A 24,383-nucleotide genomic window follows, 5' to 3' on the forward strand; every position below is an offset into this window, starting at 1 on the left:
GGGAAAAGATGGCCGATCTCACGATCCGTGACATCGAGATCGACGACGATCCTCCGCTGCTTCTCGTCGGGCTGGGCGAGTACTCCGACGAGGAGGGGCTGGACGTCGTCTTCACGGCGAACCTCCGGCACAACGACTACCCGGAGAACAGCAACTGGCCCGAGGGCGAGTCCTACTGCGTCACCAACACCGAGGGACTCACCAGCTTCGGCGGAGTCTCCGAGGCGGAGTTCCACGAGCGGTCCCTGCGCGTCCTCTTCACCGAGAGGACGGCCCGGGTCATGGAACTGCCCGACCGCGAGATGGTGTTCCGGATCGACGCGGCGGACGTGGACCTCGACAGCCTTTCCCGGGTGCTGAAGACGATCTTCACCTGCGGTCGACCGGAGTACCACCCACGTCTGACCGGCTTTCCCCCGGGGGTGTGACCCCCGATGGCCGGAACGTCCCGAACACCCCGACAGCCAGGAGGCTGACGCCATGCAGTATCTGATCATGGGCCTCGTCGGAGTGCTCGCCGGAATCCGGGCGCTGGCGCTCCGGCGCAAGCAGCTGAGCGCGGCCGGCGGGCCGTCCGCTCAGCTGATCCTGCGGCCCGCGTTCCTGGCCGTCCTCGCCGGGATCGCCATCGTCGGCGGGGCCTTCCTGCTGGCCGGCGGGGTCGCGGCGCTGGTCGAGGGCTAGAGACTCGACGTCCAGGCCAGCTGGCGGGCGAGTTCGGCGTCGTCGGGCTGGGCCCCGGGCCTCGTGGCACCGGGCGTGCGGGGCCGGGGTACCTGGACGCCCCGGGAGATGTTGCCGCTGACGGTCGTGTTGTGCTCCACGCGCGGCCGGCGCAACTCCTCGTAGCGGGCGAGCGCGGAGTCGAGGTCCGGGGCGTCGCGCAGGCACTTGGCGAGGATCACCGCGTCCTCCAGCGCCATGGACGCGCCCTGCCCGGTCGCGGGGGAGGCCGCGTGGGCCGCGTCCCCGACGAGCAGGGTCCGGCCGCGACGCCACGGGCGGCCGTTCGGTATCTCCGTGGCGTTGGTGACCAGCACGGGTTCCGTGGTCGCCGCGACGATGTCCGCGGCCCCGGTCGGGTCCTTGCGCAGCAACGGGACAAGCAGGTCACGCCATTGGGCGGGGGTGGCGTCGGTCAGCTCCTCGGCAGCCAGCGGCGTGTCGGCGTCGACCCGGACGAACCAGTACGTCTCCCCGCCGGGCGACGTCATATGGCCGAAGGCGGCCCCGCTGCCGCGGGTCATCGTGATGCACGCGCTCTCGTCCCCGTCGGTCTTCGGCGCGGCGGTGGTGTAGCCGTAGAAGACGCGCTGGCCCGCGTAGCACGGCCGGCCGGCGGCCTCGGCAGGCTCCGTGGGCTCTGTCGGCGCGGTGACCCGGCGGACCGTGGAGTTCAGGCCGTCGGCGCCGAGCAGCAGATCGCCCGTGGCCGTGCCGCCGTCGGCGAAGCGCGCGGTGACGCCGTCCGGCCCGTCCTCGACGGAGACGAGCCGCGCCCCGTGGACGATGCGGACCCCCCGCCGGACGGCCTCCGCCTGGAGTGCCGCGTTGAGCTCGCCGCGCCGCAGACACCGGTACTGCAGCCGGGGGTCGCCGAACTCGCCCAGCGGAGCGCGCACGACCTCCGCGCCCGTCGCGTCGACGACGCGCATCGAGGTGAGCGGGAAGCCGATCGAGGTCACCGCGTCGGTGGCGTCGATCTGCGCCAGCGCCCGCAGACCGTTGCTCGCCAGGGTGAGGAACGCGCCGATGTCCTCGGCGGTGTCCGGATGCGCCTCGAAGACGGCGACCTCCTGCCCCGCCTTGCTCAGCGCCAGAGCCGCCGCCGTGCCCGCGATCCCGCCGCCGACGATGAGCACCCGCGCCATGCCGACCACCCCGTTCTTCCGCGTTCTCCCGCGTACGGACCCAGCGATCGTATGTGCCCGTGCGCGCGTCAGCTGCCGGTTCGGCGTCCCAAGGCGTCCAGAACACCGGCCAGTTGGCGCAGCGGCTCCTCGCCGACGATACGCAGGACGACCGTGTCGGCGCCGGCCGCGGCCAACTCGCCGATGCGTGCGACGGCTTCGGCCGCGGTGCCGGAGACGGTGAACACGTCCTCCTGTGGACGGCCGAGCCAGGCGCCGTGGCCCTCGGTGTGCGGGTGGAGGGTGCGGGCGACGTCGGCGGGGTCGTCGCCGACGCAGGCGAAGGCGAGGACGGTCAGCGTGTGGTCGGACCCGGCGCCGCCCTTGGCCGTCAGCGCCCGGGTGTTCACCAGGTCCTGCGGGCCGTGGCCCTCGGCGATCAGGGTGCCGTCCGCGACCCGGCCGGACAGTTCCAGGGAGCGGGGCCGGACCACACCGGCCACCACCGGCGGGACCTGGACCGGCGGATGCACCAACTGGACGCCGTCCAGCCGTACTTCCCGTCCGTCGAGCTCGACCCGCTCACCGCGCAGCAGCGCGCGCACGGAGGTGATCGTCTCCTCGAGGAGCGACAGCGGGGAGCGGGGCGCGACGCCGACCGACTCCATCCACTCCCGCACCCCGTGTCCGATGCCGGCCACCAGCCGGCCGGGGAACACCCGGGCCAGGGTGGCCAGTTCCATCGCCAGCAGCGCCGGACTGCGCAACGGGGCCGGCGCGATCCCGATGCCCACCCGCAGCCGCTCGGTCGCGCCCAGCGCCACGGCCGCCGCCGACACCCCGCCGTTCCAGCCGAGGTCCTCGACCACCCAGAGGTCGTCCACCCCGAGCGCCTCGGCCTGCCGCGCGAAACCGGGCAGATCCTCGGGCGCCCAGTCGCGGTCGTACATGACACCGATGCGTGCGTTCGTCGCGTCCGTCATACGTCGGAACCTACTTCCTGTCTGGTGCCGGGCGGCAGAGGCCCCGCCCGGACCGGAGTCGGGGCGGAGCCTCTGAGGGGTGGGGCGCGAACCGTGCCGGCGGCGGGGTCAGCCCTTGACGGGCTTGCCGCGGCCCCAGGCCCAGGCGAGGCGGTCGGCGCCGGACTGGTTGGTGGTGGCCAGCCAGGGGCGGTCGGTGGTGCCCGTCAGGGTCTGGATCGAGTACATGTCGTCGGTGCGCAGGCCGGGCCAGTAGACGGAGCCCATCTTCAACTCGCGGAAGGTGTCGGTGACGGCCTGCATGTAGTTGATGAAGTTGTTGTCGGGGGTCTTCTTGTTGTAGTCCAGGCCTGTGGTCATGAAGGCCCCGAACTCGTCCGCGACGGTCCGGTTCGCGCAGTCGCCGATACGGACCTTCAGGTCGGCCACCCACTGGTCGTAGGTCGCGTACTCCTTCCAGAACCCGTAGTGGTGCAGCGAGAGATAGGTGCCCTTCAGGCGCGGGTCGGCGCAGACCGTCGTCACATGGTCGTTGTAGCCGGCGCCGCTGACGAACACCCGGTTGCGCGGCACCTTCGAGTACGTCGACAGCCACTCGGCCGCGATGTCGGCCCACTCGGTGTCGGTGTAGCCGTGCGGCTCGTTCATCGGCTCGAAGTAGACCCGCTTGTCGTTCTTGTAGGCCTTGACGACGGTGTCCCACATCGGCCAGTAGGCGGCCGTGTCGTCGATGAAGCCGTCCTTCTGGGCGCCGGTGCCCTCCCAGTAGGAGACGATCACCTTGAACCCCTGGTCCGAGGCCGCGTCGATGACCCCGCGGTAGGACTTCCAGTAGGCGCCGTTGACCGTGTACGGGTTGATCGGCAGCCGCACGGTGTCGGCGCCGAGGTTCGCCCGGAACGCCGCGATGATCCGGCTCGCCTTGGCGTAGGTCTGCCGGTAGGTGTCCGAGGTCGACAGGCCGGACAACTGGAGGTAGTCGTCGGCGAAGTTGTCCCGGGGGTCGGCCCAGTTCACGCCCTTGAACGAGGTCGGGTCGAGGGCGGGCGCGGCGGCCTGTGTGGAGGTGGCCGAGGCCGGGCTGCCGGCCAGGGTCGCGCCGGTGACGGCGGCGACGGCGACCGCGACGAAGGCGGCGCGCAGACGGGGGGAGAGGGAGGACGCTCTGGCGGGGGACTTGCGCATCAACTTGCCCTTTCAAGTTCATGTTTGCGTAAACATGGAGCCCCGCAGTGGCTGATGTTTACGTAAACATAGCGGCGCCGGAATCGTGGCACCCGGGCTGGTGATCGTCAAGGTTTCGCGCACGTAACGTCGGACGACTCGTGCCGGACGACTCGCGTGGCGCGCGTGGCCGGTGAGTCGAGGCCGCCTCCGACCTCGCCTCCGATCGCGCCTTTGACCTGGCCTCCGACCTCGCCTCCGTCGTCCCCGTGCGGGACGGCGAGGATCCCGCCCGGGGCGCGCTCGTCGTCGGGGCGGCGGCCCGGCGCTGCTTCGGCACTTCGGTCAGGGCGTCGGCGGGAGCGTCACGCGCCCAGCGGGTCCAGCGTCAGCGGCTCGATCTTGCCCTCCAGCATCGCGCCCAGGCCCTGGGCCGCGCAGATGTCGGGGCGCTCGGCGATGTGCACCGGCATGCCCGTGGCCTGGCGGAGCATCTGGTCGAAGCCCGGCAGCAGCGCGGAGCCGCCGACCATCATGATCCCGCGGTCCGCGAGGTCGGCGACCAGATCCGGCGGGCACTCGCGCAGCACCCTGCCGATGCCGTCGAGCACGGCGGTCAGCGGGGTCTCGATGGCGTCCCGGACGGCCGCGGTGTCGACCTGCACGGAGCGGGCGAGGCCGGTGGCGACGTCCCGTCCGTGGATCTCGGTGGACGCCGGCCCCTGCGGGGTGAGGCCGTTGCCGGAGAGGGCGAGCTGCAGAGGCCGGACGGACTGGCTGGGCAGCATCAACTCGTGCTCGTGACGCAGGTGTTGGACGATCGCATGGTCCACCGCCTCGCCGCCGACGGGAATGCGTTCGGCGGTCACGATCGAGCCCAGGGAGAGGACGGCGACCTGGGTCGCGGCCGCCCCGCACACCATGATCATGGTCGCCTCGGGGCGTTCGACGGGCAGCCCGCAGCCGACGGCGGCGGCGATGAGCGTGTCGACCAGCTCCACGCGCCGCGCGCCGAGGCCCACCAGGGTCTCGATCGCGGCGCGCTGGGCGAGCGGGTCGGCGTCGTGCGGGGTGCAGGCGGCGGCGCGCAGGAACGGCTTGCGGCGCAGCTGACGGCGGATCTTGTCGCCGAGCAGATGGCGCAGCATGCGCTGTGCCATCTCGATGTCGACGACCGTGCCGCCGGAGACCGGGCGCACCACACGGATGTAGTGCGGAGTGCGGCCCGTCATCTTCTCGGCGAATTCGCCGACCGCGATCAGCGCACCGGTGCGGGTGTTCACGGCGGCGGCGGACGGCTGGTCGACGACGAGCCCGGCGCCCTTCACATACACCCGCGTCCGCGCCGCTCCCAGATCGACGGCGAAGTGGCAGCGGCGCAGCTGCTCCAGACTGGCGGTCATGGCAGTTCCTCCCGAGAGCACAGACCGTGGCGGGGCCGCCGGGCGGTCGGCCTCCCTCGCATCGTGCGGGGGCGGGGCGTCGGCCGCCTTTTCAGGGGGGCCGGGCGGGGCGCGGCCGAACGGGTGGGACTTACAGGTTCCGGGCCGCTTCCAGCACCGGCGTGAGGGAGGGGACCGCCACATCGCAGCCCGCCCTCAGCAGGGCCTGCTCGACGGTCGGATTGCGGGCGAGGCCGATGAAGCGCAGGCCCACGGCCTGGGCGGCGGCGAGCTCGGCGAGGGTGGAGCCGATCACCAACCCCGTGGCGGCGGGCGTGCCGAGGGAGCTCAGCGCGCGCAGCAGACAGTGCGGATCCGGCATCAGACGGCCGAGGTCGTCGTCGCGGCCGTGCACGCCCTCCAGGAGCGGCAGCAGCCGGTAGGAATCCAGATGGCGGCGGACGGCGGGTTCGCACACGTCCGTTGCGACGGTGACCCGGCGGCCGGTGTCGCGGAGCGCGCGGACGAGGGCCGCGGAGTGATGTGTGGTCGGCGCGTCCGGTACGGCGGCCAGCTCGAGTCGGTCGAGGCGGTCCCGCAGGACGGGGGCCAGCCGGTCGTGGGCGAAGGTGCGCAGGACGTCGAGCGGGTGCACGAACAGCTCCCGGCCCGTCGACCCGCCCGGATCGACCGGCGGACGGCCCGCCAGGGCGTCCTCGGGGTCGCGGTGTTCGGCGACGACGAAGAGCAGGTCGAGGGCGGCCGCGCGGGCCGACGTCGCCGTGAACAGGCGGGCGAGGGGGCCGTCGAAGCCGCACAGCACGGTCTCGGAGTCGGCCAGCAGGTCCGTCAGCGGTCGGCCGGAGCGGCCGGTCGGCCGGCGCACCTCGGGGGGCGGGGCGTAGGCCGGCGCGAGGGTGACCGCGCAGGTCACCGCCAGCCCCGGCACCGGCCACCTGCCGAGCTGCGCGTTCACCGCGCGCTGCGCGCCGGGCGCCCGCCGGACGGAGTGATGGCGGGTGATCCGGGACCCCGCCTCCCGGAAGTGCGCCAGCAGCCGCTCGGCCACGCCGACGGCCTCCGCCCGCACGAACGCCACCGGGTCCGCCACCCGCCAGGACAGCTCCACGGCCGCCGCGAACGCGCCCTTTCCGGAGCTGGGCAGGGAGATCCGGTGGACGGCCTGCTGGGGCGTGAGGTCCACCTCGTAGTAGGTCGTCGGGGCGGGCGGGCGTCCGCCGTACGGGTCGGCGGGGTTGAGGAGGGTGAGCGGGCCGTCGGGACGCGTGTGGACGATCGCGGTGCGGCCGGGGGCGGGTATGCCGAGCTGCCGCAGGTCCCGGGTGAGCAGCGGCCCGCGCACCAGGTCGCGCTCGTCGTCCGCGGTGCGCGGCGCGGGCAGCGGGCAGTGCCAGGCGAGCGGCGGGGCGTCCTCGGCGTCCCCGTACAGGGGGCGGAAGCGGTGCGGGCCGGAGGCGGCGGAACTGTGGGCGAAGTCGTCGTAGAGGGCGGGCGGGACGGTGATGAGGACGGGCGCGTCGCCCCGCGGCGGCGTCGGGGACGGTGCCCCCTCCTGGAACGTCACGCGCAGGCGCGGCGGTTCGGTCAGGTCGGCCAGGGGGCCGGGGAGCCAGCGCAGGGCGGCGGCGAGGACGGGGAGGAGATAGGCGTCGGGGTGGAACCGGACGAGGTAGCCGTCCCCCCGGACCCGGATCTCGTACTGCTGCGGGGTGAGGGCGCCCCGGGCGAGCACTTCGTGCACGGCGACTTCGAGGGTGATGCGGGTCTCGGGGCGAGCCGTGAGGTCGGCGTCGGTGGTGAAGAGGAGCGTGGGGGAGGGCGTGGGACCGGGCCTCGACCCGGGTGCCGGGACGGGGGGTTCCGTCAGGTCCCCGCCCAGCCGGGCCACCGTCTCCGCGCTGACCGTCGCGAACGCCGGACCGCCGTCGCCGCCCCCGTCGGGGCCTGTCAGCGCGCGGAACTCGCCTGCCGTGCGGCCCGCTCGCTCGTCGATCAGGCCGCCGATGCGTTCCAGGAGTTCGCGTGCGCGGCCGCGGGTCGTGCGCGGCAGGGTACGCAGCAGGAGGTCGCGGACGCCGGGCCGGAAGTCGTAGGAGCCCGGTGGGCCGGGGACCGTGGTGAGCATGCCGCTGAGGATCACCTCGGCCAGGTGCTGGGGCCGCGGGTCGCGGTTCACGGCCCGCTGGACCAGGCGCATCACCGGGACGGACGGCACGGCGAGCGCCAGATGACCGGCCAGCCGGAAGGCCTCCGGGGACGCGGTGGCGCGGAACCGCAGGACCAGGTCCTGGGCGGGCAGGGCGGCCGGGTCGGGGGCCTCCCGAACGGCGGGCGGGGGAGCGACGGGGGCCGGCGGGAGCCAGGCCGCCGCCCCGGGGGTGCGGGCGCCGCCGGGACCGGCCACCAGCGCCGCCCAGTTGGCCAGCCAGGGCGCGCCCGGTTCCAGGACCGGCAGGGGCAGCGCCGCCTCGGGCACGGGCCGCCGCCCGGCCTCGGGGTCGGCATCGGTGTCGTACGGGGTGAACGCGAGCGCGGTGAGCGGGGCCGCCATCGTGGGGGACGCGAGCAGGCCCGGCTCGGCAGGCAGCGCCGTCGTGGGCCACAGGTGCTCGGGGAGCGGCTGGACGACGGCCAGCGGCATCCGGGTCGCCCAGTGCCGCAGGGTGCCGTACCAGCGCGTCCCCGCCGGGCCGGGACGCCACTGCGGGCCCATGCAGTCGCTGACGACCAGGGTGACCGTCCGCCCGTCGGCCGGGGCGGGGAGGTGCCGGGCCCGGCCGTCGGGCGTGGCCGGGTGCAGGGTGACCGTGCGGAAGATGCCCGACTGGACCAGCACGGTGTGCAGTTCGCGGACGAGCGGCCGCCAGACCGGCATCGTCGGGCCCGTGTCGTGGACGAGGCGGAGCCGCAGCCAGCGGTCGCGCGCCGGGCGCAGGACGGGCAGCCACACGTCCGGGTGGGCGCCCAGCCGGGCGATGCGGTCGGTCGTCGCCCGCTCGTCGAGCAGCCGGGCGCGCGCCGACGGCACCGTCCGCTTCAGCGGGCGCAGGGCGCGCTGGAGGGCGAGGGGGTGGGGGAGCATCGGCGGCGCGGGCGCGAGGAGCGGCCGGCCGCCGGTGCCGGCGGCGCCGCCCTGGGCGGCGGGGAGGCGCAGGGGGACGCGCTCGGCGGGCGCGGCGGGGACGGCGGGGGTGATCGGCGGGTCCGGCCGGGCGGCCGGCGGCGGCACGGGCGTGGCCGGCGGCGTCCTGCTCCCGGCCGTGTCGTCTGCGGCGCTGCCCGCCGTACCGCCGTCCGCCGTCCCGTCCGCGATCTCCGCGGCGCGCTCGTCGCCCGCCTCCGGCCGCCCTGCCAGCCACAGCAGTTCCGCCAGCTCGCGCGGGGTCGGCGGCGTCTGCGCGGTGGCCGTCAGGAGTGCGGTCAGCCGGGCGAGGGCGGAGGAGTCCCCGGCCGCGCGCGCCGGAGCCCCCTCAGAAGCCATCGCCGTCCGCCGTCGTGCTCAGGTAGGGCATCAGCTGTTCGGCCAGGGCGTCCCGGGAGTCCGCGTCGAGGCCGGTGACGCCGGTGAGGTAGAGGGCGTTCAGCAGCTGGTCGGTGGCGAGTTCGCCGTCGGCCGCGCGGGTCAGGAAGCGGCCGATGAGGCGTTCCGCCTCGCCGGGCGGGGTGTCGAGGTGGGCCCGGACGATGTCGGTGAGCTGGGCGTGGTCGGGGCGGCGCAGCTTCAGCCGGACGCAGCGGCGCAGGAAGGCGGGCGGGAACTCGCGCTCGCCGTTGCTGGTCAGGACGACGAACGGGAACGCGCGGCAGCGGACCCGGCCGCGGGTGACGGCGACCGGGGTGTCCGAGCCGTCGGCCAGCACCTCGGCGGTGGCGTCCGCGGCGGAGTGGCGGGCGGCGCGCATGAGTTCGGGGATCTCGTACTGACCCTCCTCCAGGACGTTCAGCAGGTCGTTGGGGAGGTCGAGGTCGCTCTTGTCGATCTCGTCGACGAGGAGGGCGCGCGGCCGTTCGTAGGGGAGCAGGGCGGTGCCGAGGGGGCCGAGCCGCAGATGGTCCTCGACCCCGCCGCCCAGGCTCTCGACGTCCCCCTCGGCCCCCGCCCGCGCCGCCTGCCGGGCCGCGTACAGCCGGGACAGCGGGTCGTAACTGTAGAGGCCGTCGGCCAGGGCGGAGCGGCTGGTGATGTTCCAGCGCAGCACCGGACCGAGGCCCAGCTCGCGGGCGACCGCGTAGGCCAGGGAGGACTTGCCGGTGCCGGGCGGGCCGGTGACCAGCAGCGGGCGGCGCAGCACGAGGGCCGCGTTGACGAGTTCGACGCTCTGCGGGGTGGCGACGTACGAGCGGGCGCGGTGGACGCGGTCGGGCGACACGGCCGCCTCGTCGTCGGCGTCCCGGGGCGGCGGCACGAGGGGCGCGCCGTCGAACGCGCGCCAGGGCGGCGGCGCGGGCAGCCGGTCGATGCCGTCGTGCGGCTCGCTGCTTCCGGTGTAGACGGACCAGTGGGGCATGGTTCTCCGAAACGTGGGGGTGGGGCGGCGGCTCAGGCCACGGGGGAGTGGGCGTGGGCGGGCGCGCCGTCGTGCGGGTCGGTGAAGACGCGTGGGTCGTCCCACAGCAGCTGGATGTCGTGCGCCCAGTGGCCGTCCTCCGCGTCGGCCTCCTCGCGCAGCGCCAGGATCCGGCGCGGGAGTTCGGCGGGCGGCACCTGGGACAGACAGACGTCGAGCTCGTCCAGGAACGTCTTGCCCGCGCACCCGTCCCCGCCGGCGCAGGGCTCGTCCGGCCCGCCGGCGCAGCCCTCGCGGGACCAGACCACTATCGGGGCGGGCGCGTTGAGCGAGGTGTCGAAGTGGGGGCGGGTGCGGGGCACGCCCGGGGCGGTGGCGAAACCGGCGAGACAGGCGTCGTCCTGGCGCAGCCGTATCCGGAGCCGGCGGGGTTCCTCGGGGCCGCCGCACTCGACCCGGTGCACGCGCGCGCCCGGCGCGGAGTCGAGCCGGTTCCACGCCCGGGTGAGCTGGTGCCGCACGCTCGCCCTGCGGCGCGCCTGGTCGGTGACGACGAGCGGGTACACACAGCCGAGCGGGGTGTCGTCGTCGGGGGCGCTGGCCCAGCGGTCGACGGGCAGGTCGATCCAGTCGCGGGGCAGTGCGAACGCGATCAACTCGTCGCAGCCGGGCGTCAGATAGCGGAAGGCGGCCTCGATCCGGTCCTGCACATAGGCGCGCAGCCCGGCCTGCGGGACGGTGTCGGAGCCGACCGGATGCCGACGGCCGCCGCTGTACGCGGACACCTCGACGCGGACGTGTCCGTCGCCCGCGCCGCTGTGCTGGAGGTCGACGAGGATCGGCGACCAGTCGGGTGCCGCGGCCGTCTCGGCGGGGGCCTGGAACATCGACTCCACATGGGCGGCGAAGCGGGCGACGGTGGCCGCCGCGTCGGGGCCGTCGACCTCGCACAGCACGAACAGGGCGGCCGACCACAGCGAGTCGAACCCCTCGTCGGGCGCGTCCGGGTCCAGCGGGCCCCGGGCGGCCTCGTAGAGCCGCACGCGCCGCCCGACGGCGCCGGGATCGCCGGGGTCGCCGTCCAGGCCCTCGCGGACCGCGCGTTCGACGAGTTCGCGCAGCCGGGCGCGGTCGGCGGTGCGGTGGTCGGAGGTGGGCACCAGGCCCGCCAGGTCGGGCCAGTAGCGGGCCATGACCTCGACCGGCATCATCCGCCCGTTGTGCACGCCCCGGTCGCCGGCCGCCGCGGTGACCATGCCGACGACCTCGCCGGTGTCGGCGAGCGTGACGGCCGCGCCGCTGAACCCGGGCGCGAGCGGCTGCCCGCCGGGCTGCCAGGCCTCCAGCTGCATCCACTCGCGGTTGAGCAACTGGGTCGCGGTGATGCGGTACTCGGCGAGCGTGCCCTCGTCGAAGCCGACCGGGAAGCCGTAGACGACGAGCTTGCGCGGCCGGTCGGACCGGTGGGCGTGGGCGTCGCCGACGGGGGCCAGCGCGGCCGGGGCCAAGGGGACCTCGTGGGCCAGCTCCAGGACGGCCAGGTCGCCCAGGTCGGTCGCCGAGCCGCCCCAGCCGCCGTCGGCGACCACCCGGGCCGGCACGGCCGGCGCGCCGGGGCGCTCGGTGAACGTCACCGTCAGCGTGCCGGCGGCGGCCCGGTGCACGACATGGGCGCAGGTCAGCACCTTGCGCGGGGTGATCAGGAAGCCCGCCCCCGCCACCTCGCCGGCGCTCTCGATCCGGGCGTGCCACTCGGCGCTGTTCATGAGACGGCGGCGGGCCCCGGCTCCTGCGCGGAGGACGGCGACCAGGTCAGCTTCACCACGAGATGCCCCTCCGCGGTGCCCTTGGCGATGATCGCGCCCGTCTCCGCCGACAGCTTCACCCCGAACTCGATCTCCACCCCGTCCGGCTTCAGCGCCCCGTCCCGGAACACCCGCAGCGCGGACTCGGCGGCCGCGCGCACGCCCTCCAGGGCGCCCTCGAAGGTACGGGCCGCCTGGACGGTGCCGTCGCCCCGGGCCACCAGCCGCGAACCGGGCCGCGCCTGGGTGACCGCCTCGACGGCGACCACGGCGCCGCTCTCGGTCCTGAACTCCACCAGCTCTTCCACTACGCCCCCGTAGCCCCTTTCCGTTCCCGTGCCGTTCCCGTGCCGTTCCCGTGCCGCTTCCGACGCGCTGCCGCTCTGCGGCTCTGCGGCTCCGCGGCTCTGCGCGCATCCATTGTCACGGACGGTACTCGGGATTGTCCCGCGTTCAGTGGGGCCGCGTGGGACGGATCACCCCCAGCTCCGCCAAGTCCTGTGGCCGGATGCGGAGTTGGTCCGCCGTCAGTTCCACCTCTGCCTCGGGGCGCTTGAGGATGGCGGCGGCGAGCTCCGGGGCGATGACGGAGAAGTAGCTGTCCGGCGTGGCCCAGGTGCGGCCGGGCGCGGCCAGCGCCAGCGCGCCGCCGGAGCCGCCCTCGCCGATCACCAGCGTGGTGAGCGGGGTGCGGGCGGTGGCGACCACGCCGAACAGCTCCGCGATCGCCGCGCCCGCCCCCTGCCGTTCCGCCTCGGCGTCGTTGGCCGCGCCCGGGGTGTCCACCAGGGTGAGCACCGGGATGCCTAGGCGGTCCGCGAGCCGGATCAGCCGGGCGGCCGTGCGGTAACCGGCGGGCCGGGTCGCCTCCCCGGTCTGCGCGGCGTACGCGACCGTACGGCCCTGGTGGGCGCCGAAGCCGCACAGCATGCCGACCGGGTCCGCGCCGCCGCACCGGTCGCCGGAGATCGCGAGCCGGTCGGTGAAGTAGGCGTCCAAGTAGCGTGCGGCACGCGGGCGTCGCGGCGAACGGGCCCGGCGCACGGCATCCCAGCCGGAGGCCGGGAGATCCGTCGCCCCGAGGGCCTCGGGCACCGGAGCCGGGTCGGTCGAGACGCCCGTCAGCAGCCGCAGCCACCGCCCCAGCGTCTCCCGCAGCTCCTGCGGCCGGACGACCGCGTCTGCCGACCCCGCCGCGACCTGCGCCTCGGCCGTGTAGGCGGCCGGGTCGGCGTCCGGCGGGCGGACCCGCGACCCCGCGAAGCCGACCTGCGCGCCCGGCAGCGCCAGCACCACGTCGGCGCCCGCGCCCAGGGTGGCCCAGCCGCCGCCGGTCGTCGGATCCCGCAGGACCGCGATCTGCGCCAGCCCGGCTTCCCTCGTCAGCGCCGACTGCCGGGCCACCCGCTGGAGTTGGGTGAGGGCGAGCATGCCCTCCTGCATCCGGCTGCCGCCGGTGGCGACCAACGGCACGACCGGCAGCCGGTGTTCACGGGCGTACACGTACGCGGCCTCCAGGCGGTCGCCGGTGCGCTCGCCCAGCGAACCGCCCAGGAAGCCGAACTCGAAGGCGATCAGCACGGCCCGGGCGCCCTCGACGCGTCCGACGCCGCAGACGACGGACTCGGACTCGCCGGTGCGCCGGGCGGCGCGGGCCCGCGAGTCGTCGTAGCCGGGCCAGGCGAGGGGGCCGTCGCGGGTGAAGTCCTTCTCGTCGTGGGGGAGTTCATGGAACTCGTCGGCGACGAGGGCGATGACCTCCCGCGCGCTCGCCCGGTCCGTCGTCATGAGGGCAGCGCCCGCTTCATGATCTTCCCCATGTCGTTGCGGGGCAGCGCGTCGAGATACCGGACCACGCGGGGCCGCTTGTGCGGCGCGAGCCGACGGGCCACATGGTCGGCCAACTCCCGTTCGTCCGGCGGCGACTGCGGATCCGACGGCACGATCCAGGCGACGATCCGCTCCCCGAGGTCCGCGTCCGGCTCCCCGGTGACGGCGGCCTCGCGCACCCCCGGATGCTCCAGCAGCGCGTTCTCGATCTCACCGGCGCCGATCTTGTACCCGCCGCTCTTGATCAGGTCGGTGGCCTTGCGTCCCACGATCCGGACATACCCGTCGGGATCGCGCACGGCCACGTCCCCGGTCCGGAACCAGCCGTCGGCGGTGAAGGCGGCGGCGGTCGCGTCGGGACGGTTGAGGTACTCGGTGAACAGGTTCGGCCCGCGCACCTGGATCTCCCCGACGGTCTCCCCGTCGTACGCCGCGACGACGGTCCCGTCCTCCTCCACGAGCCGCAGCTCGACGCCCGGCAGCGGCACCCCGACGGTTCCCGCCCGCGCCTCCCCGTCGGCCCGGACGCTGGTGTTCATCAGCGTCTCCGTCATGCCGTACCGCTCGATCACCCGCCGTCCGGTCGCCGCCCGGATCCGCTCGTGGTCGTGCACGGGCAGCGCGGCCGAACCGGACACCAGGAGCCGGGCCCGGCCCAGCGCCTTGGCCAACTCCGGCTGCTCGGGGAGGTCCTGGGCGATCCGGTGGTACATCGTCGGGACGCCGAACACCATGGTCGCGCCGTCGTTCAGCTCCCGGGCCACGCCCTCGGTGGTGAAACGGCCCAGGTGACGGACCGAGCCGCCGCGCCGCAGCGGGCCGAGGACGCCCAGGACCAGACCGTGGACATGGAACAGGGGGAGGCCGTGCACCAGCACGTCCTCGTCGGTCCACTGCCAGGCGTCGGCCAGCGCGTCCAGGGTCGTGGCGAGCGCCCGCCGCGGAAGGACGGCGCCCTTCGGCGGCCCGGTGGTGCCGGAGGTGTAGACGACGAGGGCCGGGTCCTCGTCGCCCACGGGCTCCCGACTCCCGGGGGCGCCGCCCGTGCCGTGCACGTCGACCTCGACCCGCGCCAAGTCCGTTACCGGTGAGGGAAGTTCGGTGCCCGGCGCGGTCAGCACCAAGGTCGGCGCACTGTCGTTCAGGATGTGCCCGAGCTCCTTCTCGCCCGACTTCGGGTTCAGCGGCACCGCGGCGACGCCCGCCTCCAGCGCCGCCACCACGGCCACCGCGGTCTCCAGTTCCGGTGTCGCCCAGACGGCCACCCGGTCGTGGCCCGCGAGGCGGTCGGCCAGCGCGCCGGTCGCGGCGGCGAGCTCCGCGTACGTCAGGGAGCGGTCGCCGAACCGCAGGGCGGCCCGCCCCGCTGCGGCGTCCGTCAGGGCCGGGAAGAGAGAGGACACGCGTCATGCTCCTTAGCTGTCGAACCGCTGTCTGTCGCCTGCCGGGCCTCGGACCCGTCCGGGCCTACCCGAACCCTGGCACGACCATCACCAGCCACACCACCGCGGGTACGACCGCCACCACGACCCCTCCGTAGATCATCAGCTGCCTGAAGAAACGCTCGCGGTCGACGTCCGGCGCCGCGGCCAGGACGAGCGCGCCGTTCGTCGAGAACGGGCTGACGTCCACGACCGTCGCCGACACCGCGAGCGCGGCGATCATGCCGACCGCCCCGATCTCGCCCTGCGCGAGGAACGGCACGGCCAGCGGGATCAGCGCGCCCATGATCCCCACGGAGGAGGCGAACGCGGACACGATCGCGCCGATGTAGCAGAGCAGCACCGCCGCCAGCAGCGGGACGCCGATGCCGCTCACGCCCTCGCCGGCCCACTTGATGGTGCCCATCTCGTCCAGGACGCCGACGTATGTCAGGACACCGCAGATCAGCAGCACCGTCGACCACGCGATCTGGCCCACCGCCTTGCGGCTGTCCTCCGGCCAGAAGGTGCTCAGCAGGACGGCGAGGGTGATCGCGGTCAGCCCGGCGTCGAGGTCGAAGGCGAGCACGGCGACGACGAGGGCGACCAGCGCGCCGAGGGTGGCGACCCGGGCCGGGGTGAGGCTCACGGCGACGGCGGGGGCGTCGGTGGGAGCCGCGGCGACGGTAGCGGTGCCGGAGGGCTGCGCGGCGGCGCCCGGGGGCTGCGCGGCGGTCCCGCCGGGGGCCGGGGGGTCCCCCTTCGCGGGTACGGCGCCGGCCTCCGGAGCCGGCCCCGCCACGGCCTGCGCGCCCCGCGCCCACAGCTTCCGTCCGCCGAACAGCACGAACACGACGGCGGCGATGACGAGATTGGCGAACAGGGAGGCGAGGAAGAGCGCGACCTCGTTGCCGGGGAGGTGCTCGCGCTCGACGATGCCGTTGACGATCGTCCCGTAGATGCTGATCGGCGAGAAGCCGCCCGCCTGGGCGCCGTGCACCACCATCGCGCCCATCAGCAGCGGGCTGATCCCGTACTGGGCGGCGAAGCTCAGCGCGATCGGCGCGACGATGGCGACCGCGGCCGGGCTGACCGCGCCGATCGCCGTGAGCGCGCCGGTGAGCGCGAACATCACCCAGGGGATGAGCGCCACCCGCCCCCGGACGAGCCGGATCGCGGCGTGCACCAGCCAGTCGGTGGTGCCGTTGGCGCGGGCGATCGCGAAGAGGTACGTGACACCGACCAGGACGACGAACAGGGCGCCGGGGAAGCCGGCGAAGATGCCGTCCGCATCGAGGTCGGCGACGAGTTCGCCGACCCCGAAGGCGGCGGCGAAGGCGAGCGCGCCCATGTTGACGGAACGGGTGGTGGCGATGACGAACACCACGACCAGGACGAGGATCGAGATGAGTTCGGGGGACATACGGGCTCCCGTCGTTGGGTCCCGAGCGGAGGAGAGTGGGGGGTAGTGGGGGGTATTGGGGGTAGCGAGGGGCAGTGGTTCGGTGGCTGAGTGGCTGAGCCACTTTGCCGGACTGGGGGTAGCGTGGAGGCAGCCGGAGCGTCCGTCAAGAGGGCGTGCGGCGACGAGAGGGGGACCCGTGACCGACGCCCTGCGGCCCATGACGAAGCAGCGCCTCTACGAACAGGTGCTGGACCGGCTGCGTCAGTACGTCGTCGAGGGCGGTCTGAAGGCCGGCGATCGGCTCCCGCCCGAGCGCGACCTGGCCCAGCGGCTGGGCGTCAGCCGGGCCTCGGTGAAGCAGGCCATCGTGGTCCTGGAGGTCCAGGGCCTGGTGGAGGCGCGGCACGGCGGGGGCACGTATCTGGTCCGCGACAGCCTGGACGTCGAGCCGGTCGAGGAGATGGTCGAGCGCCGCAGGCGGCTGCCGGATGTGCTGGAGGCCCGCGAGGCGCTGGAGACGAAGCTCGCCGAACTGGCCGCCGAGCGCCGCACGGAGGAGGACCTGACCGCGATGCGCTCGGCGCTCGCGCACATGGCCGAGGAGATCGAGCGGGACGCTCACGGCGTCGAGGGCGACCGCCGCTTCCACGCGGCGGTGACGGCGGCCGCCCACAGCAGCCTCCTCGCGGAGTTCATGCGCTCCATCGCCGACCAGATCGCCGAGAGCCGTACCGAGTCCCTGCGCCAGCCCGGCCGCCCCGCCCGCTCCCTCGCCCAGCACCAGGCCATCGTCGACGCGATCGCCGCCCGCCGGCCCGGGCAGGCGGCCGCGGCGATGCGCCGGCACGTGCGCACGGTGGCGAAGGTGCGGCTGCTCGACTGGCAGCCGGACGACGACGAGAGGGCGGGCGAGAGCGAGGGTGAGAGCGAGGGCGAGGACTGACGGTCGAGCCGTCGGCCGTTAGCCTGCACGGGTGCGCGAAAGGCGTACAGACGTACGAGAACGGAGTCCTGTCGTGCCCCGAGTCGCCCTCGTCACCTATGACCCCCGGCCGGAGCCGAGCAAGGACCGCGATCTTCCCGTGCTGCGAGCCGCCCTGGAGGCGGCGGGGGCCGAGGCCGACGTCGTGATCTGGGACGACGACGCGGTCGACTGGGCCTCCTACGACCTCGCCGTCATTCGCTCGACCTGGGACTACAGCTGGCGGGCGGACGAGTTCACGACGTGGGCGGAGAGGTGCGGCAAGTTGACGCGGCTGGCGAATCCGGCCGCCGTCGTGCGCTGGAACAGCGACAAGCGCTACCTCGGGGAGCTCGCGGCGGCCGGGGTGCCCACGGTCCCGACCCGCTACCTCGCCCCGGGTGAGCCCACCGGCCCCGACGGCAGCCCCGACGTCGCATTCGGCCCCGACGGACTGCCGGGCGACCACGAGTACGTCGTCAAGCCCGCTTCCGGAGCCGGCGCCCGCTACGCCGCCCGGTACACGCCCGAGCAGCACGAGACGGCCGTACGGCACCTCGCGCGGATGCACGCGGAGGGGCTGACGGCGATGGTGCAGCCGTATCTGCGCGGTATCGACACCGGCGGCGAGCGGGCCCTGCAGTTCTTCGGCGGACGCCTCCTGCACGCCAGCCGCAAGCGGGCGGTACTGGCGCCCGGCACCGCCTTCGACGCGGACAAGGTCGCCCACCCCGGCCTGGAGCCCTGGACGCCGACGCGGGCCGAGCTCGCCGTCGCCGAGCGCGCCCTGGCAGCCGTGCCGGACGCGCCCGAGCTGCTCTATGCGCGGGTCGACCTGGTGGACGGCGACGACGGCGAACCGCGCGTGATGGAGCTGGAGCTGGTCGAGCCGAACCTCTTCCTGTTCCTGCACCCGGAGTCGGTGTCGGCCGTGGCGGCGGCGATCCTGGCGGCGGCCGTCACCCCTTGACCGCCGCCCGACCGCCGTCCGACCGCGGCCTTCGGATCCCCCTGTCCCGCGCTCCGTTCCCCCTACTGCCTGGCCGTCGTCCGTTGCAGGAGCCCGTAGGTGAACTCGGAGACGACGTCCCGTTCCACCCCCCGGCCGTCCGGTGCGGTGTAGGCGAGGCCCCAGCGGGTGGGGGCGGTGCCCTCCAGGGGGCGGGCCGGGGCGAAGGCCTCGGCGACCTCGTCGACCGTGCAGGACCAGGGGGTGAGGTCGGCGAGGCTGGTCAGGGTCGGCGGTTCGGACTGCGGGGAGCGGACCAGCCACTCGTTCCAGGCCATGCCGTTCGGGGCGACCAGCACCTCGAAGCGCAGCTCGGGCCAGAGCTGGACCGGCCAGAGCCAGGCCTCGCAGTCGAGGTCGCCGACGCGGCGGGGGGTTCTGGACTCCGGTTCACCGAGGACCGTGCGGTAGCGGGAGAGCGCGCCGCGTGAGTGCGGGGAGTGGGTCATGGACTGCCAACGCTTGTTGGCCTCCCGCATCTGGGTGAGGGAGACGCCGAGTCCGCGGCGTGCCGTGTCCACCAGTTCCGGGTTGTGGTCGTTCATGCGGCGCAGCAGGACGAGTTGGAAGTCGAACGATGCGAAAGAGCCGGCAAGGCGCTTCTGGGTCGGCATACCCCCCATCCTGGCCCACCCGCACGTTTCACGACCATTGCCCAGCGGAAAGCCATATGACAGCCTGTGTTCGTCATGCCGATCGCCTGTTGAAATCTCGAACACAGGCACTGAGACAACTAACTAAGGGAGGGGGCCGGACATGGGACGCCTCGTACCTGCCGTGACCCGAGCTCTCGACATTCTCGAGCTCTTCCTCGACGGGGACGGTTCGCTCTCCGCCCCCGACATAGTGCGCAAGCTCCAGCTTCCGCGCACCACCGTGCACGAACTCGTGACCACGCTCTCGGCGCGGTCGTACATCGTTGCGGTGCCCGGACAGCCCGGACGGTACCGCCTGGGGGTCCGCCCTTACCAGCTCGGCAGCCGCTACGCAGAGCAGCTCGACCTCGCCGCCGAGGGTCAGCAGGTCGCGCGCTCCGTCGCTGAAACGTGTGACGAGACGGTCCACGTAGCGATCCTCGAGGGCGCCGATGTCATCTACATCGCCAAGGTCGACTCGACGCACGCGGTCCGGATGGTCTCGGCCGCGGGCCGCCGGCTGCCCGCCCACTGCACCTCCGTCGGCAAGATGCTGCTGGCCTCGCTCCCCGAGCCGGAGCTCGGCGCGCGCATCCCCGACGACGCCGACCTCGTCCGGATGACCCCCAACAGCATCACCGAGCCCGACGCCCTGCGCGCGGCCCTGGCCGAGATCCGCGAGCGCGGGGTCGCCGTCGAGAGCCGCGAGTCCAACCCGGACGTCAGCTGTGTCGCGGCTCCGGTGCGCGACCGCACGGGTCAGGTCGTCGCCGCCCTCTCCATCTCGGTGCCGATGATCCGCTGGAGCGACGAGCGCCGCATCGAACTGGAGCAGCTCGCCATGAAGGGCGCGGCCGAGCTCTCCGAGCTCCTGGGCTACCGGAGCGTGGCATGACGACGACCGGCACCGCCTACGAGGTCGCGGTCCGGGCCGAGGCGACCCTCGGCGAGGGCCCGACCTGGGACCCGGCCGCCGGCCGGCTGCTCTGGCTCGACATCCTCGGCTCCCGGCTGCACACCTACGACCCCGCGACCGGCCGTCGCACGGTCCGGGTGACCGACCAGCACGTCGGCGCGGCCAAGCCCCGCGCCGGCGGCGGCCTGGTCCTCAACCTGCGGGACGGCGTGGGCCTCCTCGACGACGACGGCGGCTTCCGCTGGCTGCACCACGAGCCGGTCCCCGGCCGCCGCGCCAACGACGCGGCCGTGGCCCCCGACGGCTCGCTGTGGGCCGGCACCATGCGCTACGACGAGGCGCCCGGCGGCGGCACCCTGTCCCGGCTCACCGGCGACGGCTCGGCCGAGGTGATCCTCGACGACGTGGCGGTGAGCAACGGGACGGGCTGGAGCCCGGACGGCACGCTGATGTACTACATAGACTCGCCGACCCGCCGCGTCGACGTCTTCGACCGCGCGCCGGACGGCCGGGTGTCCGGCCGCCGCCCCCTGGTCGAGATCGAGGACGGCGCGGGCTTCCCCGACGGCCTCACCGTCGACGCCGACGGCTGTGTGTGGGTGGCGCTGTGGGACGGGGCGGCGGTCCGCCGCTACACCCCGGAGGGCGAGCTGGACCGCGTGATCGCCCTGCCGACGCCGCGCGTCACGGCCTGCGCGTTCGGCGGCCCCGACCTGACGGACCTGTACATCACCACGGCCCGGGTGGGCCTGGCCGCCCCCCACCCGGTGGCGGGCTCACTGCTGGTGGTCCCGGGGGCGGGGAAGGGCCTGGCCCAGCCGCCGTTCAAGGGCTGACGCAGCCGACGCCTGCGGGCCGGGGTGCCGCCAGGGGCGGCACCCCGCAGCGTCGGGCCGTGCGACCCACCCGGCCGCCCCCCGACAGCCGCACCTACTCCAGCCCGGCCCGCTTCAACTCGTCCCCCGACAGCGGCGGCCCGCTCAGCGCGGGCTTCAGCGACCCCACGGCGGCAGCCACCAGCACCGACGGGGTCAGCAGCACCTGCGGGCCGCGCTCCAGCGACGTCACGTCCGTCACCCGGCGGGCGATCCGGCCGCTGCCGGTGGCCGTGTGCATCAGACGGCCGACGTACGCCGACTGGAGCCGGTCCCGCAGCGTCGGCCCGTTCTCGGTCGCGCCCGGATAGAACACGTCCTGGCCGACGGCGAGGTCCCAGGCGGTCTGGGCCGGCCGGGCCACCGCCTTCTGGACGCGACGGGACAGCCCGGGCGAGTCCCACCCGTGCCGCCGGACGACGTCCCGCAGGGCCACCGCGCTCTGGGCGGCGACCGCGAGGCCATGACCGTAGAGCGGGTTGTACGCGGCGAGGGCGTCCCCGAGGACGGCGAAGTTCTCCGGCCAGGCCGGCATCCGCTCGTAGAAGTGACGGCGGTTGAGGGTGGTCCGGGTGTACGACACGTCGGACAGCGGCTCGGCCTGTTCCAGGAGCTGCCCGATGACGGGGTGGCGCAGTTCCTCACGGGCGAAGCGGACGAAGTCGTCGTTGGCGGAGGAGGGTTCGCCGCCCCGGGTGCCGTTGAGGGTGACGATCCAGCGGCCGTCCTCGATGGGCAGCAGAAACCCCGCCCGACCGGGCCGGCTGTCCCGCGGGTCGGGCTGCACGTTGACGATCGGGTACCCGGACCGCGCCTGCTCGGGCGCGAGATACAGCCGACTGGCATAGGCCAGCCCGGAGTCCACCTCGCGCCGCTCCACCGGCGGCAGTCCGAGCTCCCCCAGCCACCCCTCGGCCCGCGATCCCCGCCCGGTCGCGTCGACGACGAAACCGGCCGGGATCACCCGCTCCGCGCCGGATCGTTCCTGCGCTCGTACCCCGGTGACCGCCCCCGCGTCTCCCACGAGCCCCACCACCTCGGTTCCGGACAGCAGTTCGACCCGGTCGTCCGCGAGGACCTGTGCGCGGATCGTCGCGTCCAGGAGGTCGCGGCCGGCCAGGATCACGTGGTGGGACTCGGGCCAGCGGCGGAACCAGCCGCGCGGGCCCAGGACGACCATGTCCGTCGTCACCGGGGACCGGCGCGCCCCGACGGCCTGCAGCGCCTCGACGATGTCCGGCAGCAGTTCCGCCACCGCCCGCACCCCGCCCGACCACAGCATGTGGGCGTGGCGGGCCTGCGGCAGGCCCTTGCGGGGCGCGGGGCCGTCGGGCAGCACGTCCCGCTCGACGACGACGACCCGGTCGGCGAGGCCGGTCAGGGCGCGTGCCGCGAGCATGCCCGCATGGGATCCCCCCAGGACTACGGCGGTTCTGGCGGGGTTGGAGGGTTCACTCATGCGTGGACAAGCTCTCTGCCGGGGCGTTCGCGCGGGCGCGCACCGCCTGGATGTCGTCGGGGTGGCGAAGGACGAGGGACACGGCCTGGATCTCCCGCAGGAGGTAGGTGGTGTCGGCGCGGGGCGGGGAAGGCAGGGAAGCGGCGGGGGAGGCGGAGGCGGGGGAGGCGGGGTGTTCCGGCACGGGCGGCTGCGCGTGCGGCCGGGACTGCTGCTCCCTGGCCTCGACGGCGTCCAGGAGCGTCACCGCGGCGGCCAGCGTCTGGGCGACGCCGCGCTCGAAGCCGAGGGCGACGGCGGCTTCGTAGGACCGGGCGCGCAGGTCGTCGTCGAGGTGCCGGGCCAGTTGGAGGAGCGCGTCGCGGATGAACGTCTCGCGGCGGATCAGCCGCAGTTCCGGGGTGGCGCGCAGGTCGAACGGCTCGCGCCCGCCCGCGACGGTCCGCATCAGCCGGGACAGCGGCCTGAGGTTGCGGTGCCGGCGGCGGATCCGCCACCGCTCCTGCAGATACTGGCCGGCGTGCGGGACGATGAAGCCGATCGCGACCAGCGTGGCGGCGACACAGGCCGCCGACGGCGCGATGCTGGTGTTCAGCCAGTCCAGGTCGTGCCCGGTCCAACGGGCCGCGACGGCCGTCAGCTTCGCGGCGCTGAACAGCAGGTTCGTCACATAGCCGGCCCCCAGGAACCTCAGGCCCCAGCGCAGCCAGGCGTCGAGGCCGTCGGTGCGGCTCCAGTTCCACACGAGCCGGGCCGTGACCGAGCAGGCCACCGTGTGCGCGAGCAGATAGAGCAGGATCTCCTCGCGCATGAACGGCGTGTTGGCGTAGTAGGTGTCCAGGTCCCGGATCTGCTCCACGGGGACGTCGGCGAGCGCGAACAGCACCCACAGCGCGACCACCACACCCGCGTAGACGGAGACCACCCAGCGGGTCGCGCGCCGGGTCTGGGCGGAGCGCTCGGTGCGGCCGTTGCGCCAGGCGATGATCAGCAGCAGCCAGGACGCGGACAGCGCGGTGAGCAGGGAGTACACCCAGGGGGCCGCGATGTTCGGCACGCCGGTGACCCGGTTGGTCCAGGCGATGGTCTTCGGGGCCGCGAACACGAACACCGCGCAGGCGAACACCAGCAGGCCGCCGACGGCGCGCAGCAGCGGGTCCCGCCAGAGCTTGAGGATGCTGGGCAGCTTGATGGCGAGGGCCGCGCCCAGGACCACGGTGGGCAGCCAGAAGGAGATGTACATCCCATGGCTCACCGCGCCGCACCCCGGCGTCCGCGATAGCCGAGGGTCCGCTGGACCGCGGAGGTCTCGGCGGCGGGGCCGACGGGCCCTGGCCGTCCCGCGGATCGGGCCGGCCCGGAGGCCGTCGCTCCGGAGTCGGTCAGATAGCGCCGGACGCGGGCCGCGAGCCGGTGCCCGAAGTCGTCGGCCTCGGCCTCGTCGTCCGCCCGGGAGCCGTTGCGGGCGGCGACGGTCAGCGCGATGGAGTCCCAGTCGGACCGGTCGGCGATCCGGTCGGCGAGGACGCCCGCCGCGGCCGTGCCGACGCCGTGGTGGTGGTGCCGGTGCCCGGCGTGCAGATGCCACAGCTCATGGCCCAGGATGACCAGCTGCTGCACGTCCTCGGCCCGCTCCTCGACGATGACCAGGTCGAAGTCCTGGAACTCCACCCACAGCCCGGTCACCTCGAAGGCGTCGGGGAAGCGCTCGAAGCGCAGTTCGACGGGCCGTCCGCCGCGCAGCGCGGACATCTCCTCGCACAGCGCCCGGCACACGTCCCGCACACCGCAGGGCCGACAGGGGCGCGCCCGCAACGCGGCGGAGAGATCGCCGGTCAGCTCGCGCATGGCGGGTCCGGTCCTCGCGCGCCGCAGCGCCGAGGCGATCCGGGCCGCCCTCCCGCGCGCGCCCGCGACGTCCATCAGCTCCCCCTTCTCGACCGCTGTACGGCGGCCTGTTCGAGACTACGCGGCCGGTCGTGTCCCCGTCACGAGAAGTCGTCGAGCGGGAGATAGGCGAGGGGGGTCGTTGAGGACTCAAGGATAGAAAGCGCTATCAGAGATCCTGTCGAAAGCATTGACGCGCAGGCGCTTCGATTTTACGGTCCGTTCGAAGTTGCGAGCATGATCCGAAATGTCGAACGAATGGTCACCGACAG

21 protein-coding genes are annotated in these 24,383 nt (G+C 74.2%); 6 read left to right on the forward strand and 15 right to left on the reverse strand.

Translation table 11 applies throughout. From position 1 onward, the window contains the following. Window positions 1–8 precede the first annotated feature (8 nt). Both ACWD4O_RS13510 and ACWD4O_RS13515 read left to right on the forward strand, forming a co-directional pair. On the forward strand, window positions 9–428 hold the full coding sequence (locus tag ACWD4O_RS13510; protein ID WP_451279834.1) for a hypothetical protein: 420 nt from the start codon (window positions 9–11) through the stop codon (window positions 426–428). A 52-nt stretch (window positions 429–480) separates the two neighbouring features. Continuing rightward, window positions 481–684: a hypothetical protein gene (locus ACWD4O_RS13515; protein WP_451279835.1), complete on the forward strand. Its 204-nt coding sequence runs from the start codon at window positions 481–483 to the stop codon at window positions 682–684. Here the strand turns inward: ACWD4O_RS13515 and ACWD4O_RS13520 are convergent. The 11 genes from ACWD4O_RS13520 to ACWD4O_RS13570 form a co-directional block, all read right to left on the reverse strand. Beyond that, on the reverse strand, window positions 681–1,919 hold the full coding sequence (locus tag ACWD4O_RS13520) for an FAD-dependent oxidoreductase (RefSeq protein ID WP_451279980.1): 1,239 nt from the start codon (window positions 1,917–1,919) through the stop codon (window positions 681–683). The two genes, ACWD4O_RS13515 and ACWD4O_RS13520, sit on opposite strands and share 4 nt — an antisense overlap. Before the next feature lie 20 nt (window positions 1,920–1,939). Continuing rightward, the gene (locus ACWD4O_RS13525; protein ID WP_451279836.1) at window positions 1,940–2,833 is read right to left on the reverse strand and encodes an LLM class flavin-dependent oxidoreductase; all 894 of its coding nucleotides are present in this window, start codon (window positions 2,831–2,833) and stop codon (window positions 1,940–1,942) included. A gap of 108 nt (window positions 2,834–2,941) precedes the next feature. Next, on the reverse strand, window positions 2,942–4,018 hold the full coding sequence (locus ACWD4O_RS13530; RefSeq protein ID WP_451279837.1) for a glycoside hydrolase family 5 protein: 1,077 nt from the start codon (window positions 4,016–4,018) through the stop codon (window positions 2,942–2,944). A 344-nt stretch (window positions 4,019–4,362) separates the two neighbouring features. Further along, window positions 4,363–5,400, reverse strand: a complete 1,038-nt coding sequence (locus ACWD4O_RS13535) for a rod shape-determining protein (protein ID WP_451279838.1) — start codon at window positions 5,398–5,400, stop codon at window positions 4,363–4,365. Between the two features lie 130 nt (window positions 5,401–5,530). After that, on the reverse strand, window positions 5,531–8,881 hold the full coding sequence (locus tag ACWD4O_RS13540) for an SAV_2336 N-terminal domain-related protein (RefSeq protein WP_451279839.1): 3,351 nt from the start codon (window positions 8,879–8,881) through the stop codon (window positions 5,531–5,533). Continuing rightward, on the reverse strand, window positions 8,871–9,908 hold the full coding sequence (locus tag ACWD4O_RS13545; RefSeq protein WP_451279840.1) for an AAA family ATPase: 1,038 nt from the start codon (window positions 9,906–9,908) through the stop codon (window positions 8,871–8,873). Before ACWD4O_RS13545 ends, ACWD4O_RS13540 begins: the two co-directional genes overlap by 11 nt. Window positions 9,909–9,940: 32 nt before the next feature. After that, a complete protein-coding gene (locus ACWD4O_RS13550) occupies window positions 9,941–11,674 on the reverse strand; it encodes a VMAP-C domain-containing protein (protein WP_451279841.1) in 1,734 nt (577 codons plus the stop codon). Continuing rightward, complete coding sequence (locus tag ACWD4O_RS13555) at window positions 11,671–12,021, reverse strand: CU044_2847 family protein (RefSeq protein ID WP_451279842.1); 351 nt, start codon at window positions 12,019–12,021, stop codon at window positions 11,671–11,673. Before ACWD4O_RS13555 ends, ACWD4O_RS13550 begins: the two co-directional genes overlap by 4 nt. Before the next feature lie 145 nt (window positions 12,022–12,166). Then, entirely contained in the window at window positions 12,167–13,501 is a 1,335-nt protein-coding gene (locus tag ACWD4O_RS13560) for a carboxyl transferase domain-containing protein (RefSeq protein WP_451279843.1), read from the reverse strand. Further along, complete coding sequence (locus tag ACWD4O_RS13565; RefSeq protein WP_451279844.1) at window positions 13,498–14,946, reverse strand: acyl-CoA synthetase; 1,449 nt, start codon at window positions 14,944–14,946, stop codon at window positions 13,498–13,500. Before ACWD4O_RS13565 ends, ACWD4O_RS13560 begins: the two co-directional genes overlap by 4 nt. Window positions 14,947–15,010: 64 nt before the next feature. Next, window positions 15,011–16,387, reverse strand: a complete 1,377-nt coding sequence (locus tag ACWD4O_RS13570) for an SLC13 family permease (protein ID WP_451279845.1) — start codon at window positions 16,385–16,387, stop codon at window positions 15,011–15,013. Window positions 16,388–16,565: 178 nt separating this feature from the next. Here ACWD4O_RS13570 and ACWD4O_RS13575 point away from each other — a divergent pair, with 178 nt between their 5' ends. Then, entirely contained in the window at window positions 16,566–17,312 is a 747-nt protein-coding gene (locus tag ACWD4O_RS13575) for a FadR/GntR family transcriptional regulator (RefSeq protein ID WP_451279846.1), read from the forward strand. Between the two features lie 73 nt (window positions 17,313–17,385). Continuing rightward, complete coding sequence (locus tag ACWD4O_RS13580) at window positions 17,386–18,300, forward strand: ATP-grasp domain-containing protein (RefSeq protein ID WP_451279847.1); 915 nt, start codon at window positions 17,386–17,388, stop codon at window positions 18,298–18,300. 62 nt (window positions 18,301–18,362) lie between these two features. Here ACWD4O_RS13580 and ACWD4O_RS13585 read toward each other — a convergent pair whose 3' ends face one another. Further along, window positions 18,363–18,953 carry a hypothetical protein gene (locus ACWD4O_RS13585; protein ID WP_451279848.1) on the reverse strand — a complete coding sequence of 197 codons (591 nt, stop codon included), beginning with the start codon at window positions 18,951–18,953 and terminating at the stop codon, window positions 18,363–18,365. A 142-nt stretch (window positions 18,954–19,095) separates the two neighbouring features. Between ACWD4O_RS13585 and ACWD4O_RS13590 the strand changes: the two genes are divergently transcribed. Beyond that, window positions 19,096–19,869: an IclR family transcriptional regulator gene (locus ACWD4O_RS13590; protein WP_451279849.1), complete on the forward strand. Its 774-nt coding sequence runs from the start codon at window positions 19,096–19,098 to the stop codon at window positions 19,867–19,869. Continuing rightward, window positions 19,866–20,726 carry an SMP-30/gluconolactonase/LRE family protein gene (locus ACWD4O_RS13595; protein ID WP_451279850.1) on the forward strand — a complete coding sequence of 287 codons (861 nt, stop codon included), beginning with the start codon at window positions 19,866–19,868 and terminating at the stop codon, window positions 20,724–20,726. The genes ACWD4O_RS13590 and ACWD4O_RS13595 overlap by 4 nt, the downstream gene beginning before the upstream one ends. 94 nt (window positions 20,727–20,820) lie before the next feature. On the opposite strand, the gene ACWD4O_RS13600 is transcribed toward ACWD4O_RS13595, so the two are convergent. The 3 genes from ACWD4O_RS13600 to ACWD4O_RS13610 are packed head-to-tail and all read right to left on the reverse strand — an operon-like array spanning window position 20,821 to window position 24,147. Beyond that, on the reverse strand, window positions 20,821–22,224 hold the full coding sequence (locus tag ACWD4O_RS13600) for an NAD(P)/FAD-dependent oxidoreductase (protein ID WP_451279851.1): 1,404 nt from the start codon (window positions 22,222–22,224) through the stop codon (window positions 20,821–20,823). Next, window positions 22,217–23,467 (reverse strand): MAB_1171c family putative transporter, encoded by a 1,251-nt coding sequence (locus ACWD4O_RS13605; RefSeq protein ID WP_451279981.1) that lies wholly within the window; start codon window positions 23,465–23,467, stop codon window positions 22,217–22,219. Before ACWD4O_RS13605 ends, ACWD4O_RS13600 begins: the two co-directional genes overlap by 8 nt. 8 nt (window positions 23,468–23,475) lie before the next feature. After that, window positions 23,476–24,147 (reverse strand): toxin-antitoxin system, toxin component family protein, encoded by a 672-nt coding sequence (locus ACWD4O_RS13610; RefSeq protein ID WP_451279852.1) that lies wholly within the window; start codon window positions 24,145–24,147, stop codon window positions 23,476–23,478. Between the last annotated feature and the right edge of the window lie 236 nt (window positions 24,148–24,383).

The organism is Streptomyces sp. NPDC002623 (genome assembly GCF_053592635.1).

Excerpts from the sequence above, each read along its gene's own strand:
- ACWD4O_RS13525 (WP_451279836.1), bottom strand. The coding sequence starts at position 2,833 with ATGACGGACGCGACGAACGCACGCATCGGTGTCATGTACGACCGCGAC.
- ACWD4O_RS13600 (WP_451279851.1), bottom strand. The coding sequence starts at position 22,224 with ATGAGTGAACCCTCCAACCCCGCCAGAACCGCCGTAGTCCTGGGGGGA.
- ACWD4O_RS13610 (WP_451279852.1), bottom strand. The coding sequence starts at position 24,147 with ATGGACGTCGCGGGCGCGCGCGGGAGGGCGGCCCGGATCGCCTCGGCG.
- ACWD4O_RS13540 (WP_451279839.1), bottom strand. The coding sequence starts at position 8,881 with ATGGCTTCTGAGGGGGCTCCGGCGCGCGCGGCCGGGGACTCCTCCGCC.
- ACWD4O_RS13595 (WP_451279850.1), top strand. The coding sequence starts at position 19,866 with ATGACGACGACCGGCACCGCCTACGAGGTCGCGGTCCGGGCCGAGGCG.
- ACWD4O_RS13515 (WP_451279835.1), top strand. The coding sequence starts at position 481 with ATGCAGTATCTGATCATGGGCCTCGTCGGAGTGCTCGCCGGAATCCGG.
- ACWD4O_RS13570 (WP_451279845.1), bottom strand. The coding sequence starts at position 16,387 with ATGTCCCCCGAACTCATCTCGATCCTCGTCCTGGTCGTGGTGTTCGTC.
- ACWD4O_RS13535 (WP_451279838.1), bottom strand. The coding sequence starts at position 5,400 with ATGACCGCCAGTCTGGAGCAGCTGCGCCGCTGCCACTTCGCCGTCGAT.
- ACWD4O_RS13550 (WP_451279841.1), bottom strand. The coding sequence starts at position 11,674 with ATGAACAGCGCCGAGTGGCACGCCCGGATCGAGAGCGCCGGCGAGGTG.
- ACWD4O_RS13560 (WP_451279843.1), bottom strand. The coding sequence starts at position 13,501 with ATGACGACGGACCGGGCGAGCGCGCGGGAGGTCATCGCCCTCGTCGCC.
- ACWD4O_RS13585 (WP_451279848.1), bottom strand. The coding sequence starts at position 18,953 with ATGCCGACCCAGAAGCGCCTTGCCGGCTCTTTCGCATCGTTCGACTTC.
- ACWD4O_RS13590 (WP_451279849.1), top strand. The coding sequence starts at position 19,096 with ATGGGACGCCTCGTACCTGCCGTGACCCGAGCTCTCGACATTCTCGAG.
- ACWD4O_RS13510 (WP_451279834.1), top strand. The coding sequence starts at position 9 with ATGGCCGATCTCACGATCCGTGACATCGAGATCGACGACGATCCTCCG.
- ACWD4O_RS13530 (WP_451279837.1), bottom strand. The coding sequence starts at position 4,018 with ATGCGCAAGTCCCCCGCCAGAGCGTCCTCCCTCTCCCCCCGTCTGCGC.
- ACWD4O_RS13605 (WP_451279981.1), bottom strand. The coding sequence starts at position 23,467 with ATGTACATCTCCTTCTGGCTGCCCACCGTGGTCCTGGGCGCGGCCCTC.
- ACWD4O_RS13545 (WP_451279840.1), bottom strand. The coding sequence starts at position 9,908 with ATGCCCCACTGGTCCGTCTACACCGGAAGCAGCGAGCCGCACGACGGC.